This is a genomic window from Comamonas koreensis (assembly GCF_021026195.1).
Lineage (GTDB): Bacteria > Pseudomonadota > Gammaproteobacteria > Burkholderiales > Burkholderiaceae_C > Comamonas > Comamonas koreensis.
The window spans coordinates 215,970-230,793 of sequence record NZ_JAJNCT010000005.1; the positions used below are offsets into that span (position 1 = coordinate 215,970).

13 protein-coding genes are annotated in these 14,824 nt (G+C 60.2%); 9 read left to right on the forward strand and 4 right to left on the reverse strand.

Annotation, left to right across the window (positions count from 1 at the left end; translation table 11 throughout):
• Position 1 precedes the first annotated feature (1 nt).
• Both LPW39_RS03105 and LPW39_RS03110 read left to right on the forward strand, forming a co-directional pair.
• A complete protein-coding gene (locus LPW39_RS03105; RefSeq protein ID WP_230771244.1) occupies positions 2 to 844 on the forward strand; it encodes a CheR family methyltransferase in 843 nt (280 codons plus the stop codon).
• A 74-nt stretch (positions 845 to 918) separates the two neighbouring features.
• Positions 919 to 2,049, forward strand: coding sequence for a hybrid sensor histidine kinase/response regulator (locus LPW39_RS03110; protein WP_230771246.1), 1,131 nt, complete (start codon positions 919 to 921; stop codon positions 2,047 to 2,049).
• Between the two features lie 215 nt (positions 2,050 to 2,264).
• Here LPW39_RS03110 and LPW39_RS03115 read toward each other — a convergent pair whose 3' ends face one another.
• The gene (locus tag LPW39_RS03115) at positions 2,265 to 2,636 is read right to left on the reverse strand and encodes a response regulator (protein WP_230771249.1); all 372 of its coding nucleotides are present in this window, start codon (positions 2,634 to 2,636) and stop codon (positions 2,265 to 2,267) included.
• Between the two features lie 516 nt (positions 2,637 to 3,152).
• On the opposite strand from LPW39_RS03115, the gene LPW39_RS03120 reads away from it, so the two are divergent.
• Positions 3,153 to 3,785 (forward strand): response regulator, encoded by a 633-nt coding sequence (locus LPW39_RS03120; protein WP_133855691.1) that lies wholly within the window; start codon positions 3,153 to 3,155, stop codon positions 3,783 to 3,785.
• Positions 3,786 to 3,856: 71 nt separating this feature from the next.
• Here the strand turns inward: LPW39_RS03120 and LPW39_RS03125 are convergent, their stop codons facing one another.
• Positions 3,857 to 4,255, reverse strand: coding sequence for a hypothetical protein (locus LPW39_RS03125; RefSeq protein ID WP_230771251.1), 399 nt, complete (start codon positions 4,253 to 4,255; stop codon positions 3,857 to 3,859).
• A 516-nt stretch (positions 4,256 to 4,771) separates the two neighbouring features.
• Between LPW39_RS03125 and LPW39_RS03130 the strand changes: the two genes are divergently transcribed.
• The 5 genes from LPW39_RS03130 (at position 4,772) to LPW39_RS03150 (ending at position 10,537) form a co-directional block, all read left to right on the forward strand.
• Entirely contained in the window at positions 4,772 to 4,939 is a 168-nt protein-coding gene (locus LPW39_RS03130) for a hypothetical protein (protein WP_230771252.1), read from the forward strand.
• 62 nt (positions 4,940 to 5,001) lie between these two features.
• Positions 5,002 to 5,787, forward strand: a complete 786-nt coding sequence (locus tag LPW39_RS03135) for a nucleotidyltransferase domain-containing protein (protein WP_230771254.1) — start codon at positions 5,002 to 5,004, stop codon at positions 5,785 to 5,787.
• Positions 5,788 to 6,152: 365 nt separating this feature from the next.
• On the forward strand, positions 6,153 to 8,054 hold the full coding sequence (locus tag LPW39_RS03140; RefSeq protein ID WP_230771255.1) for an IPTL-CTERM sorting domain-containing protein: 1,902 nt from the start codon (positions 6,153 to 6,155) through the stop codon (positions 8,052 to 8,054).
• 429 nt (positions 8,055 to 8,483) lie between these two features.
• On the forward strand, positions 8,484 to 9,407 hold the full coding sequence (locus LPW39_RS03145) for a pyridoxal-phosphate dependent enzyme (RefSeq protein WP_230771257.1): 924 nt from the start codon (positions 8,484 to 8,486) through the stop codon (positions 9,405 to 9,407).
• 575 nt (positions 9,408 to 9,982) lie between these two features.
• Positions 9,983 to 10,537 (forward strand): flavodoxin family protein, encoded by a 555-nt coding sequence (locus LPW39_RS03150; protein WP_230771259.1) that lies wholly within the window; start codon positions 9,983 to 9,985, stop codon positions 10,535 to 10,537.
• Between the two features lie 251 nt (positions 10,538 to 10,788).
• Here LPW39_RS03150 and LPW39_RS03155 read toward each other — a convergent pair whose 3' ends face one another.
• On the reverse strand, positions 10,789 to 11,316 hold the full coding sequence (locus LPW39_RS03155; protein ID WP_230771260.1) for a hypothetical protein: 528 nt from the start codon (positions 11,314 to 11,316) through the stop codon (positions 10,789 to 10,791).
• Between the two features lie 535 nt (positions 11,317 to 11,851).
• Here LPW39_RS03155 and LPW39_RS03160 point away from each other — a divergent pair.
• On the forward strand, positions 11,852 to 13,099 hold the full coding sequence (locus LPW39_RS03160) for an MFS transporter (protein ID WP_230771262.1): 1,248 nt from the start codon (positions 11,852 to 11,854) through the stop codon (positions 13,097 to 13,099).
• A gap of 54 nt (positions 13,100 to 13,153) precedes the next feature.
• Here the strand turns inward: LPW39_RS03160 and LPW39_RS03165 are convergent, their stop codons facing one another.
• Entirely contained in the window at positions 13,154 to 14,737 is a 1,584-nt protein-coding gene (locus tag LPW39_RS03165; protein ID WP_230771264.1) for a hypothetical protein, read from the reverse strand.
• Positions 14,738 to 14,824: the final 87 nt, after the last annotated feature.

The following is a 14,824-nucleotide window of genomic DNA, read 5'->3' on the forward strand; positions in this document are numbered from 1 at the left end:
CATGCCATTACGCAAGAAGGCCGAGATTGCCGAGATTGAGCAGCGCCTGCTGCTCGACGGTATTTATTACCGTTACCACTACGATTTTCGCGGATACGCGCAGGGCTCGATCAAACGCGGGCTGGAGGCGGCGCTTACCGCCTTTGGCTGCAAAACCCTGTCGCAATTGCAGGACCGGATCATGCATGACCCGGCGGCGTTCACCGCGCTCTTGGGTTATCTGACGGTGCAGGTCAGCGATATGTTTCGCGACCCGGCGTATTTTGCGGCGCTGCGCCGCGAGGTGGTGCCGCTGTTGCGCACCTACCCCTCGCTCAAGATCTGGGTGGCTGGCTGCAGCGCGGGGGAAGAGGTGTACTCGCTGGCGATCCTGCTGCATGAGGAAGGCCTGCTGGAGCGCAGCCTGATCTATGCGACCGACATCAACTCGCAGGCGCTGCGCGTGGCCGAGCAAGGCATATTCGCGATCGAGCGCGCCGAGTCGTTCTCGGAGAATTATCTCAAAGCCGGTGGCAAACACTCGCTGGCTGATTATTACACCGCGCATTACGGCCATATTGTGCTGGACAAGGAACTGCGCCGGAACGTGGTTTTTGCCGACCACAGCCTGGCGACCGACAGTGTTTTTGCGGAAATGCATTTGATATCGTGCCGCAATGTTTTGATTTATTTTGATGCGGATCTGCAGAACCGGGCATTTGAGCTGTTCAAGCAGTCCTTATGCCATCGCGGTTTTCTGGGTCTGGGTATGAAGGAATCATTGCGATTCTCGAACCAGGCATTTGCCTTTGAAGATGTGGCGACCGTAGAAAAAATATACCAAAAGAAATCCAACATCGAATAATTAAAGAATAACCGCCCCACCGCTGAGCGATGCAATGCATACCAGCCGGGCCTAGATTTTTGACTTGTAGCTTCATGAAGACCATAGACGGCATCAAATGCCTGATCGTTGACGACATTCCGCAGAACCTGGTGGCCCTGGAGGCCCTGCTTCAGCGCGACGGCGTGCAGTTCCTCAAGGCCCACTCGGCGCGTGAGGCGCTGGAGCTGCTGCTGCAGCACAACGACATTGCGCTGGCCCTGCTCGATGTACAGATGCCCGAGATGAACGGCTTTGACCTGGCCGCGCTGATCCGGGGCAGCGAGCGCACACGCCATATTCCGCTGATCTTCATGACAGCGGGCACGCATGAGCAGAACTGGCAGTTCCAGGGCTACGAGAGCGGCGCGGTGGATTTTCTGTACAAACCCATCGACCCGGACATGCTCACCGCGAAGGTGAACATCTTTTTTGAGCTGCACCGCCGCAAACAGGAGCTGGCCCAGCAACTGCAGGAGCGCACCGAGGCGCTGCGCGTGAACGAGATGTTCATGGCCGTGCTGAGCCACGACCTGCGCAACCCGCTGCAGAGCATCAAGGCGACGGCCAGCCTGCTCAAACGCCAGACCGATGCCAGCAAAAACCAGGAACTGGCCGAACGCGTGCTGGGCACTAGCCAGCGCATGGCACGCATGGTTGAGGACTTGCTCGACATCACCCGCATCCGCCAGGCCGGCGGCCTGCGCCTGAGCCTGGCCGCGATGGACCTGGCGCCCCTGTGCGAAGCGGCCGTGGAAGACGCCCGCCACTGCAGCGTGGAGCGCGTGCTGCACTACCAGGCCCAGGGCGATACCCAGGGCCGCTGGGATGGCGAGCGCCTGGCCCAGGTGGTGAGCAATATCATGGGCAATGCGCTCAAGCACGGCGCAGCCGATGCGCCCATCAGTGTGACCTTGGATGGCAGCCAGCCTGCTGAGGTGGTGCTGGCGATCCAGAATGGCGGCACCATCCCCTCCAGCCTGCTGCCCGATCTGTTCAAGCCCTTCCGCGGCGGCGAGCGCCAGCCAGGCCAAAGCGAAGGCCTGGGCCTGGGGCTCTACATTGCGCAGCAGATTGCCCGGGCGCATGGCGGAAGCATCCAGGTGCAATCGGCCGAGGGGCTGACGCGTTTCGAGATCCGCCTGCCGCGCCAGCCGCTGGCGCAGAACCAGCAGACCGTGCTGTAAGCCCCCTGCTGCGCAACGCCCGGCCGTGGTCTGAACACAGATTCAGGCGGTCCCCGCCCGTCCCGCCTGGCGGGGTTCTGCAAAGGACTCCAACGCTGTCGTTGGGATGGAGCAAGGGACAGATGCGGGGTGCCGGTCTGCCCCGGCGGTCTCCCAAAAGCAGAAGGACGGTCAGCGACCGTCCTTCCTGGCATGGGCGAGCGCTGACCCGGCGCTTACTGCAACGTGGTGGAGGAGCGCTGGGTCTCGATCTGGCCGAGCAGATCTTCCAGGTCCTCAATCTCAAAAGGCTTGAGCAAGGTGCGCACGTGGGGGCCCCACTGCGCCGGGTAGTGGCCCAGGTCGTAGCCGGTGCACAGCACAATCCAGCGCTGCGGCGCGGTTTTAAGCAGAGACTGGGCCAATTCGGTACCCGACTGGCCGGGCAGACTGACATCGGTGACCACCAGATCAAACGGCGCCTGTGCATCGAGCTGCAGTGCTTCTTCTGCATTGGCGCAACAGGTAACGCTGCGGCCAGGCCCTTCCATCAGGCTGCCGATCGTCTCTCGTAACTCGTCGTTGTCTTCTATATAGACTATTCTCATGGCAAATCCAATAACAAATGATTATTGCAATAAAAGCTATTGCAGTTCGAGATTTGCATGAGGGAATTTATCCTTGTAGGATATTTTCTTTTTATGCCGCCTGAATATACCACAGCGACCCGATCAGCAAAATTTCCGTGTTAGGCAAGTCCAGCAAATTAAGGGCTTTTGCCATTTGTAGGCCTGCGCTGACAAAGCTCGTCCTACCCCACCCACAAACGATTTGCAAACCATGGTTAAACTAATCAGTACGCCATTGAGGCTTGTGGCTCCACCGATTACCAACCATTGCGGCGGGTTTATGTGTTGAGCCACCTCCAGATTGGTAGAAGTTGAATCCGACCGTTTGAAATCAATAATTAGATATTAGCGCTATTCATTTATCAGTGTTATGCAATATGCGCAGGGGCAGTTTTTAATGGCCATTTGGGCCTCACCTGCAAGTTCCGATAATTTCGTTTTAAAAGACAGTGGGCAGGACCGGCACCGCCGGGCTGCCGCTACCAAGGAAGACCAATGATCAACGTAGGACTTGTCGATGACCACGCCATCGTTCGTTCGGGCCTCAAGCAGTTTCTCGCGGATTTTGTAGATATCCGCGTCGTGGGAGAAGCATCCAATGGCCGCGAAGCCATTGACCTGGTGCGCAATGAATCGATTGACGTGCTGGTGATGGACCTGTCCATGCCCGGTCAAAGCGGTATTGATGCGCTGACCATGCTGCGCGCCAAGGAGCCCGACATGGGCATCCTGATCCTGAGCGGCTACCCGGCCGAGCATTACGCCATCAACCTGATCCGCCAGGGTGTGAACGGCTACCTGAACAAGGAATGCGACCCGAGCGAGATCGTGGAAGCCATCCGCACCATCTCGCTGGGCAAACGCTACCTGACCCCGATGGTCGCCAACCTGCTGGCCCAGCAACTGGGCCGCAAGGACGACGCGCCACCGCACGAGCACCTGTCCGAGCGTGAGTTCCAGGTTTTCCTGAAGCTCGCCCAGGGCGAAACCGCCAGCAACGTGGCCGAGCAGCTGTCGCTGAGCGTCAAGACCGTCAGCACCTACCGCACCCGCCTGATGGAAAAGATGACGCTGAACTCCAACAGCGACCTCACGTACTACGCGCTGAAGAATGGTTTGATCAGCTGATCGCCCTCTCCCTGCCCCCCGCATCGACGCCACCCTCGGGTGGCGTTTGCTTTTATGCGGTGGCGCTGCTTTTATGCGGTGGCGCTGCCTTTATGCGCTGGGGCAGCCTTCTCATGGGCACGGTGCAGCACCGCCTGGGCATCCTCCGTCAGCGCATACAACGCGCTGTGCAGACCCCCTTGCAGCCACTTGCTCAGCTTGAACGGCCCATCCTCATCCGCCCCCACCAATAGCGCCGATATCGCGCTCATGCCATACAAGCGCGTATTGATCGCTTGGGCTTCGCACGCTGTCAGCGCTAGGTCTTCCGTCAAGCCGCAAGCCCTGCGGAGCCTGCAAATCTCGTGGATGTCCAAAGGCGGCTCGCCCTGGCCCGCGATGGCATGGATGGCTTCGGCGTGGGCGGTATCAAGGCGGGAGGTATCCGGGCTGGCATCCACGCATGCGGCAGGGTTGGGCTTGCTGGTCATGATGACGCCCCCATCCGCCACCGGTTGCGGAGTGCAGGCAGTGGGTGTGCAACCCTGTTCCGCGCGTGGTGCGCGTCGGCATTCAGCTGGATAGGGGCGGTTCCGCCGATGGGGGAGGTGGGCGCAGAGATGCGCGCGGGGAAGGACTTAGTCATGAGGGATTCCAGGTGGTTTGGAAAGCCGCAGACTCTGCGAAATAGAGACCACGGCTTACGTCGTGGAGATTCAACAGGACGCCAATCCCGGCTGCGCTTTACGGGCGCAGCGCCATGACTGTAGCACGGCAGAAATGGCATTACATCCCAAGGTCTGCATGGTGGGACTGTGCGCTTTGTCTTGGTATCCGAGCTGGTAGCGGCGCATGCGCCAGCTTTGCTATTACTGTTCATGAGAACGCATCCAGGACCAGGGACAGGTGGCGGAGCGCAGACTAGAGCCAGCCTTTGTGGGTCGGTGACACACGACTGGTGGGGTTGTGCCACATTGAACTGCCGCTGCAGGTGATGAGGCACGGCCATGGCGGACTTGCCACCTGGCATTCCCGGCCTGGTGATCGGCTGGCAGACCACACCACAGCTGGACTTGCGCCTGAACGTCAACAACCTGCTTGACAGGACCTGCTACAACGCCTTGTCCGGCACGGCGACCTTCCCAGCCATGTCTATGGCGAGCCGCGCAAAGTGATGCTGACTGCGCGTTACCAGTGCTGAGGCCAACCGCTAGGCGGTTGCGCTATCCTGCCCCGCATGACCAGCGCAGCCAGCAATACCCGTACCACCATTGACCTTCTCCCATCGCCACCGCTGCAAGCGGCGTTCGTAGCGTTGGTCGATGGGGCGTTGGCCAGTCTGCAGCAAACGCTGGGCTCGCTGCTGCACAGCGTCTACCTCTACGGCAGCGTGGCGCGGGCGACGGCGACGCCCGGAGTCTCGGATCTGGATCTAACACTGGTGTTGACCCGGCCGCTGGCAGCCGACGAGGCAGCTTTGCTGGAGCAACTGCGCCTGGCGCTGCAGGCGCGCCACCCGGAAGTGAGCAAGGTCGATTTCGATATCGGCGTGCTGGCCGATGTGCTCAAGCCCGCCAACCTGTACAGCTGGGGCTACTGGCTTAAACACGAGTGCCGCTGCATCCATGGCGCGGATCTGGGCCTGCAGTTTGCGGCCTTTGCGCCATCCGCTGCGGTGGCGCGGGCGGTCAATGGCGACTATGTGCAGATACTCAAGGGCTACACCGCAGGCATCGCTGCGACGCAGGACCTGGCGACCCTGCGACGGCTGCAAAAGGAAGCCGCTAGAAAACTGGTTCGCGCCACCAATGTGCTGCGCCCTGCCGAGGGCGGCGACTGGCCCCAGTCGCTGGAGGACTATGTGCGGTATTTCGTGGAGCGCTTTCCGGACATGGCTGAGCGGGCCGCGTTCTTTTTGCGGCAGGCCAAGGCGCCCGATGCATCAGCGGAAGAGTTCAATGCGCAGTTGGATGCCTTCGTGGCCTGGATACAAAGCCACCGCAAAACATCGGCGCCGGGATAGTTGCACTGCACAAAGGTAGAGACAGGGGTCGCAAGCGACGGGGGCGGATGCAGGTGCGCCCAAAGCAAATCTACATTTGTAAATTTTGTCAATAGATGTTAATTTTGATTTAAAATCTATGGGTTCGAGCGGATCTCCCGCTGGGCTGGAACGCCCCTGAGGGTTTCCTTGAATACAGACCCATTTTTGGCCAAACATCCCCTCCTTTGGACCTAGTGCCCCGCTAGCTCCTCGCACCAACCTCTTCCCGAACCCTGATACCCAGTGACTCGCCTACCGGTGCGCGAGGGACTTCTGCCGTTTCAATCCATAGACAAAAACTACTCCTGTGCAGTGTTTTGTTTTTTAATCAATTTATAAGGTATATGAAAAACGTTCGTGTGTCCTTGGCGGTGGCCTCCCTCGCCGCAATGAGTGCCTGGAATGCCCAGGCCAGTGAGCTCACCCTCTATATCTCTCAGCCCGTTCGCAACGCGGCCCTCAACGCAGCCGTGCCCGAAGGCGCGCTGCCTTGGTCAGACTCCTACAACCAGTCGTACACCATCGAAACATTCAACGGCGAGACCCTGGGCACGAAAACGTCCGGCAACTGGGCCATCGGAACATACGAGGTGGGCGCTGGCGGCAACACCAATGTGGCCGCTGCCAATGTGTATGGCGGCGCAGGCACCGGCACGGCGGTGGGCAGTGGTGGTTCCAACTTTCTCAATGCCGGGACGACCGGCACACCGTTAGGCGTCACGGTGACCTTGACCAACCCGGCGCGCTACGTCGGCTTCTGGTGGTCGGCAGGCTCCAACGGCAACAACGTCGAGTTGCTCGATGAAAACGACAACGTGCTGACGGCGATGACCACGGACGGCTTGATGGCGTTCTTGAACTCGCCCTCCAACCTCACGATGAAGGCGTTGGACCAGAGCATCACCTACAGCAGAGCGCAGTACAACGGCAACCCCTTTATCGAGGGGAACAACGGTGAGCCCTATGTCTATCTGAACTATGTGCTCAAGGACACGACCGCTTTCGGCTCCACCACCATCAAGAAGATTCGCTTTTGGGGCGCCGGCTTTGAGCTGGACAACATTGCAGTGCGCGAGGAAAAGCTGCCAGGACTGCCGGCAGAAACGGGCCTGCCGCCCACCTGGGTGCCCACCGACATCAAGAATGTTTTTGCCGACCCACCGGTCACCGCAGACGATGCGGCCAGCACCCGGATCAACACGCCTTCGGAGCCGCTGGACCTGACCGCCAACGACCCCCATGCGCCAGCGGGCAGCACGGTCACTCCGCAGGCGTCTTCGGCCAACGGAGGCACGATTGCCGCTGACCCAGCCCACCCCGGCAAGTTCATCTACACGCCTGCCACGGGTTTCACCGGTACCGACACCTTCAGCTACCAGGTGTGCCTGGCAGCACCTGACCAGGCCAAGTGCGCAAGCTCGGTGGTGACGATAACGGTCACCGCGCCGGATCTGGCGATCGATCTGAGCGGCATCGGCGCTACGGCCACCGCCGGCATGGCCTACCAGGGAACGTTCACTTGCAGCAACGTAGGCAATGCGGATGCGCTGTCTGCCACGGCGTGCACCACCGGCCCATTGCCAGAAGGCCTCATGGTGCAGGCTTGCACGCTGAGCCCCGGCAATACCGCATGGAGCGCGGGCAACCCCATTGCGCAAGGCGCGGTGGTGACCTGTGAAGTGGCGGGCACACCCGCCAATGTGAAGAAGACCACGACCACGACAGGCACGACCGGCACCACGGGTGACAGCGATCTTCGCAACAATGTTGCGACCAAGGACATCACGGTCGTGGGCGCGCCAGACGTCGTCATCGACCTGGGCGGTTTGCCAGCCACCGGCACCATCGGCATGCCCTACAAAGGCAGCTTTACCTGCACCAACCAGGGCAGTGCAGACCAGGCTGACGCCAACTGCTCAGTGACGGGCCTGCCAGCCGGTATCAGCCAAGGGCCTGGTGCCTGCACCATCGTGACGCCGGCTGCACCCACCCCCGCCAACTGGACATCGCCTTCTGCGATCCCCGAAGGCGCGGTGGTGACCTGCCCCGTTGAAGGCAAGCCGGGCGAGGCGGGTACGTCTTTTGTGAGCGGCTCGGGCCTGGCCAGCAAGGCGGGCAAGGACATCACCATCGCAGCCCTCCCGGCGCCCACGCCCGTTCCCTCGCTGTCGGCCTGGGCGCTGATGCTGCTGGCCGCATGCCTGGGCATGGTCGGCATGGCGCGCGCCGGCATGCGCCGTCATTAAGCCAAGGTCTGTTCTCCGATCCACGCCAGTCAGCACAGCGCTGACTGGCGTTTTTTTATGGCTGCTGCGATTGCGGCTTTGCGGCTGGTGGGCAGGAGCGCGTGTCGTCAGCGCGGCAGCGGCAGGGCCGCTCCCCCAGCTTGCGGGTGCAGGGCCTGCGGTCCACCGGGGCAGCCTGGCCGCCGTGCCTGGAGCCTGCAGGGGCAGCATTGCCGCACGGTTTGCGGCGGATATCTGCACTATCGCTGCCCCCATCGCCTATAACTAGGCCCTTGCGGTTTTTGTGGGGGCTTGCCCCTTCATCGCCTGCTGCTTGCCCGGCAAGACGGGCAAGATCGTGCCCCCGGCTGCCAGGTTGCAGCCGCCGCCCCGATCGCATGGATCGGCACTCGGCAAGCGGGCCACCTCCAGTACTCAAGGACATCAAACATGGCTATCCATATCGAAACACCGGTCATCGGCTCACGCGCACTCTCGCTGCGCACCGGCAAGCAAGTGCGGCTCAAGCTGGAGGCCTTGCAGCCCAGTGGCTCGTTCAAGACCCGTGGCATCGGGCATGCCTGCGAGGTGTACCGTTCCCGGGGCGCCAAGCGCTTCATCTCCTCATCCGGTGGCAATGCCGGCTATGCAGTGGCTTATGCCGGCCGCATGCTGAACACGCCAGTCACCGTGGTGGTCCCGGCCACCACATCGCAGCGGGCCCAGCAGTTGATCCGCTCCGAAGGGGCTGAGGTCATCGTGCATGGCGAATCCTGGATGGAGGCCAATGCCAAAGCCCTGCAACTGATGACCGCTACCGATGCCTTTCTGCACCCCTTCGATGACCCTTTGCTCTGGACCGGCCATGCCAGCATGATTGACGAGCTGGCGCGCCAGGGCGAGCGGCCCGATGTGGTGGTGTGCTCGGTGGGCGGCGGCGGGCTGCTCAGCGGTGTGGTGGAGGGATTGCAGCGCAATGGCTGGGGTTCGGTTCCGGTCATCGCAGCCGAGACCGCTGGCGCGGAATCATTTGCCAAGGCGGTAGAGAACGGTGCACCGGTATTGCTGCCGGGCATCGGCTCGATTGCCACCTCTCTGGGTGCTCGCCAGGTCTGCGACCGCGCCTTTGCGCTGACCCAGGAGCACCGCATCGAGAGCGTCGTCGTATCCGATGCCGCCGCTGTGGCCGCTTGCGAGGAGATTTTGCTGGAGCACCGCATGCTGGTTGAGCCGGCCTGCGGCGCATCCGTGGCGGCCTTGCACAGCACATCTGCGCTGCTGCAGCAAGCCCGCTCCGTGGTGGTCATTCTCTGCGGCGGCGTCGGCATCACCGCAGGCCAGCTTGCACAGTGGAGCGCCGAGTCAGGCCGTTGAGTGGCCATGCGCAAGGGCTGCGCTGCCCGTGCGGGCGCGGCAGTTACCGAAGAGCGAACGGACGGGACTGCCGGCCGGTTTGACCACCCGCCAGCGGTGCTGGGCGGCACCCTGGTCAGCGCCCCCTGTTCAGTCCCGATAACGCCGGGAATGGGCTGCTGCCCAATGGGTATCGCCTGAGGAGAAGGCCGGGGTGCTCCTTGGCGCGCAGACAGGTGGTGTGTTCGCCGGCATGGTGGGGCCGCAGCGGGTGCGCGCCGCGATGAACGCCTGGCCGCCCCCCTTACCTGCCGCCTCACATGGATCTGCTTGGCCCCCCAGCCTGGAGCGCAGCAGCCTGGAATGGCGCTCAACTAAGCGCCCAGCGCCTGCATAGCCATGTCTTTAGTTATTTACAATCGAATTTCAGATTTTGATACTTTTAGACAAAATTAACATGCGTCAAAAGTTCGTCTGGCATTGCTATCGCGGCGTATCCGGCAGCATTGCTCAGCATCGCTGAGCGGTGGTCGCTCCAGTCTCCCAGTGCTGTCCGGCTGATCAGCCTATTTACAACATCACACTCCTGAGGACTTATGGCACAAACGGTCGTGGTTTATTTTTCTGGCTATGGCCACACCCAGCGCATCGCAGAGGCGGTGGCTGAGGGTGCGCAGGCGCAGTTGCTGCGCATTGACAGCGATGGTGGATTACCCCAGCACGGCTGGGACCTTTTAGCTGCTGCCGACGCCATCATTTTTGGCGCTCCCACCTACATGGGATCAGCGCCTTGGCAGTTCAAGAAATTTGCGGATGCCAGCTCCAAAGCCTGGTTCACCCGTGCCTGGCAAGACAAGGTGTTTGGCGGCTTTTCCGTCAGCGCCAGCCTCAATGGCGACAAACAGGTCACATTGATCGGTATGCAGACGCTGGCGTCTCAGCATGGTGGCATCTGGGTCAGCCTGGGAGTACCACCGGCCAACACCTTGGCAGCCACCCGCAGCGATGTGAACAACCTAGGCGGGTCCGTGGGTCTGTTGGTGCAAGCCCCGTCGGACGCGGGCGCTGACGCGATTCCCGAAGGCGATGTGCAAACGGCCCGGGGCTATGGCGCGCGGGTCACCGGGATTGCACAACGGTTCAAGTCCTAGTCAAGCGGTGCAAGCCTTGCTGGCCAGACGTTGCCGCATGCGCTGGCACGCAGCCTCGTCTGGCTTGTGCCCCGTGTGCAGAAAAAGATGAATGGGCAAGCGGTGCTCCGTATTTTTTCCAGCGCCCGCCGCTAACCCGTTCGTCCCGAGACTTTCACTAACCCAAACAACCCTTCGCCGGGGTACCGTGCAGAACCCGCGACCAGAGGCGCTGGCAGCGGACCGCCCGGGGGGCTGTTCTGCACTTGGGGCTACTTGTCGTTGTTGCTGCTCAGGTTGTCCAGCAGGTCATCGAGCGACTTGAATTCAATCGTCTCCACGCCATCGTTCTCATCGATGGAGATGTCTTCCAGCGCCAGCTCTTCACACAGCTGCGCGCGCACCCAGCACTGCGGAAACTGCTTGGGCGCGACAAAGGACAGCAGCACCGCATCGGCAAACACGGCTACCGAATGCAGGCTCAGGTCATCGCGCAGGTCGGTGGGCTCCTGGACCTCATCGTCGTCCTCTTCCACCGCCTCTTCCACCTCCAGCGCAATGTCGTTGACCAGCCGCTTCCAGTGGTCGGCCGGCATGGCCAGAAAGCGCTGGGTATTGGCGATCAGCGCCGCCACATCCATCTCGGGGTTGTCGGCCAGCTCCGGGTCAACATTCACATGGATATCGGCCGCTGCAGCCTCAAACCGCACGCTGCCAACCACAAAGCCATCGTCGGCTTGAACGTCGTTGAGAAGCTGGCTCGCTGCAATGGCATCACGAAGATGGGCAATCTGGGTCATGGGGGCCGTCCTTGCGTTGGAGTGAAGGGCCATCATAAACACCTGTTTTTGAAGCTACTACCGTAGCCCGGAATGACTGTCATGCGCTGAACTGGCAAGAACTCAACATTTCTTGTCCCGCTTGCGCGATTGCGCCAGCGCATCTTCCCTTACGCTTGCCGGTTGCTTGATCCCTTAGGGATCCTCTGCAAAACCCTCGCCAAGCGGGATGGACGCGGATCGGGATGAGACGCTAGGCGTCTTTTGCAGTGAATAGCCGTAGCTATTCACAAGGAAGACAACGCAGCGGATCGCCCGAGTCGGCGTTCAGACCACGGGAGGGAGTTTTGCAGAGGGTTCCTAGGGCCGCTCTGCAAAACCCTCGCCAAGCGAGATGGACGCGGATCAGGATGAGCCGCAAGGCGTCTTTTGCAGTCAATAGCGAGCTATTGACAAGGAAGACAACGCAGCGGATCGCCCGAGTCCGTGTTCAGACCACGGCAGGGAGTTTTGCAGAGGGTCCCTTAACCTTCCCCAGGTTTGCCTACCCGACGCCATGACCGCTGATACCGCCACCCTCAACCCCTCACCTGCCCTGGCTGCCGCACCCGCGGCCACTACAGATAGCCAGCAGCACGGCTTTTTATTGCCCATCGTGGGCGGCGCGGCGCTGGCCCACCTGCTCAACGACATGATCCAGGCCATGCTGCCGTCGATCTTTCCGATGCTCAAGGCCAGCTTCTCGCTCAGCTTTGGGCAGATTGGCGTGATTGCGCTGGTCTACCAGGTCACCGCATCGCTGCTGCAGCCATGGATTGGCATGTACACCGACAAGCACCCCAAACCCTACCTGCTGCCCTCGGGCATGGGCATGACCTTGATCGGCATTGGCCTGCTGGCCACTGCGCACAGCTACGAGATGCTGCTGGTGGCCGCTGCCGTGGTGGGGGTCGGCTCGGCCACCTTCCACCCCGAGGCCTCGCGCATTGCGCGCCTGGCATCGGGCGGCCGCTTTGGCACGGCGCAGTCCACCTTCCAGGTGGGGGGCAATACCGGCTCTGCGATTGGCCCGCTGCTGACGGCGGCCATCGTCATCCCCCACGGCCAGCCAGCGGTGGCCTGGTTCATGGTGGTGGCCCTGGTTGCCATCTTTGTGCTGTACCGCCTGACCATCTGGGTGCGCCACAACGGCAGCGCCAAGGCCAAGAGCCTGGCCAAGAACCATGCGGGTGAAGGCCTGAACCGCGCAGGCGTCATCCGCGCCGTCGCGGTGATCTGCATTTTGATGTTCGCGAAGTTTGTCTACATCGCCTCCTTCACCAACTACTTCACCTTCTACCTGATCGAGCGCTTCCAGCTCAGCGTGCAGTCCAGCCAGCTGTTTCTGTTCATGTTCCTGGCCGCTGTGGCAGCGGGCACCTTTGCCGGCGGCCCAGTGGGTGACCGCATTGGCCGGAAGGCGGTGATCTGGATCTCGTTCCTGGGCGTGGCACCGTTTGCGCTGGCCCTGCCCTATGTCGGTTTGGTGTGGACCGCCGTGCTCGCCATCGTCATCGGCCTGGTGATGTCTTCGGCCTTCGCTGCGCTGGTGGTCTACGCGCAAGAAGCCGTGCCTGGCCGCGTCGGTTTGGTCTCCGGTTTGATGTTCGGGCTGATGTTTGGCATTGGCGGCGTGGGTGCCGCTGGCCTGGGTGAGCTGGCCGATGCGCATGGCATCGTCTGGGTCTACGGCCTGACCTCGTTCCTGCCACTGCTGGGGCTGGTGACGGCGTTCTTGCCGGATACGCGGAAGAAGCGGCAATAAGGTTACCCGGCATCGCGTGCGAGGGACTGGTTTCTCAGCCCCTCATCGCAGGTATTACTCCAAGGGAATGTCGCCCAGCCCCATCAGGTTGCCGTAGCGGTCGCGGACTTGGAGGATGGTAAAACTTCGGTCACCTTGTTGTTGATTGAAGTACGCGGTATAGGTCTGTCCGTCTCGGTTCCAAATGCATTGGGCTCGACGAGGTACATGCGGTATTTGGCGAGAGCATCGAATCGTTCCATCCTGGTTTATCGCCTCATTTCCTTCAATCCGAGATAAGGTGACGGGTGTAGGCTTCAGCCAGTTAGACATGCCTATAAAGTGCAGCCACCATTGTCCCAGTAGACCTTCTGCAGTTTCGGCGCCAGGTTCCAGGGCCATCCGCACTATCTGCTTTGGCGCTTCTCCTGGAAACTGAACATCTCCCGTCAACCGACTAGGTCGACGGGCAGCGGTGTTACCTTCACCATCGTACATAAACTCCAACTTGATCTCTCCAGCAGCCTCCGCTAATTTAGCGCTCTTTAATGGACCGCCCAATGCGCGACCTCCGCGATAACGATTTAGCTCAAAACTTGTTGCCGCGCCCGCATAAGTTCCACTTCCCATGTGAAATGTGGGAGTGCCATCGGGCAAATAGTTAAAAATCTGGGCCACCGCCATACCGGCTTGCACATCCAAGGCAATTCCTCTTCCAGGCTTGTAGTTCACCTCGTCTTTTACTATCCATGTTCCACTCACGGGACTAATGGAGAAAAAGCAATAGTCGACATCGCCAACATATAAATCCAATGATCGGTCGCATGACCCCTCATTGGGGAAGGGGTTTCCAGCTGCAACAACTCCCACGAACGGCAATTTCTGCAATACACCTTGGTAAAACACCTCAACCTCTCCCACGGCATCCACATTGACTATACGCAGTCTGGCTGAAAGAACATAAGGGTCCTCATATCCCGCAGGAGGCGTTTTATCGCTTAGGCAACGGTACTCGTCTTTATCTTTAATCTGCTGACAAGTAAGCCACTGAAATGGGTAATTACTAAGAAAACTTCCAAATCCAAGAATCCACCCCTCAGAAAAGGATTTAACAATTTGAGCAGTTGCAAGCCACTGCGGTTCTTTTTTAGTGTCGAGCGTATTAATCAGAAGCGAGCGAAGCATCCCGTATTCCAAATAAGTCTTTGTGTAATCCGGACTCATTACCTCAAAACGCTTTATCTCCCGCTCAGGTTCGCCAGGGAGTTGAACCGTACCTTGTAGACCATTTACGAAGCTCACCGTCACCGGGCCTGGAGATCCCAGGAATTCGGCATCTCGTGCATCACTACCAAAGCTGCGCCCTCCTTGGTATTGCATCAATGGCGTGGTCACGGAATTGCCATCCATCTGGCCCGTTGCCGTATAGAAGGTGGCATTGCCATTCTTCTCATAACCAAACATCTGCATGAAGAACGTGTTTCCTTGCACGTCAATCGCCAATCCCCGACCTGGCTTGCCATCCAGCTCTTCAGAGATGACCCAGGTTCCAGCTTGGGGTGTGAAATCACGGGCTGCCCAACTGCCAGTGCATAAAAGTGCCAACAAGGGGAGCAGAAAGCTCGCCCGCAACGTTTCAATGAGTCTGCTTTTTTTCACTTTGTTTCCTGAAAATTTCAGCAAGTATAGAGGTGATCATTGGTTGTTCAGGCCTCAGCTAGCAGTCAAAAGCTGACAGATGCATGG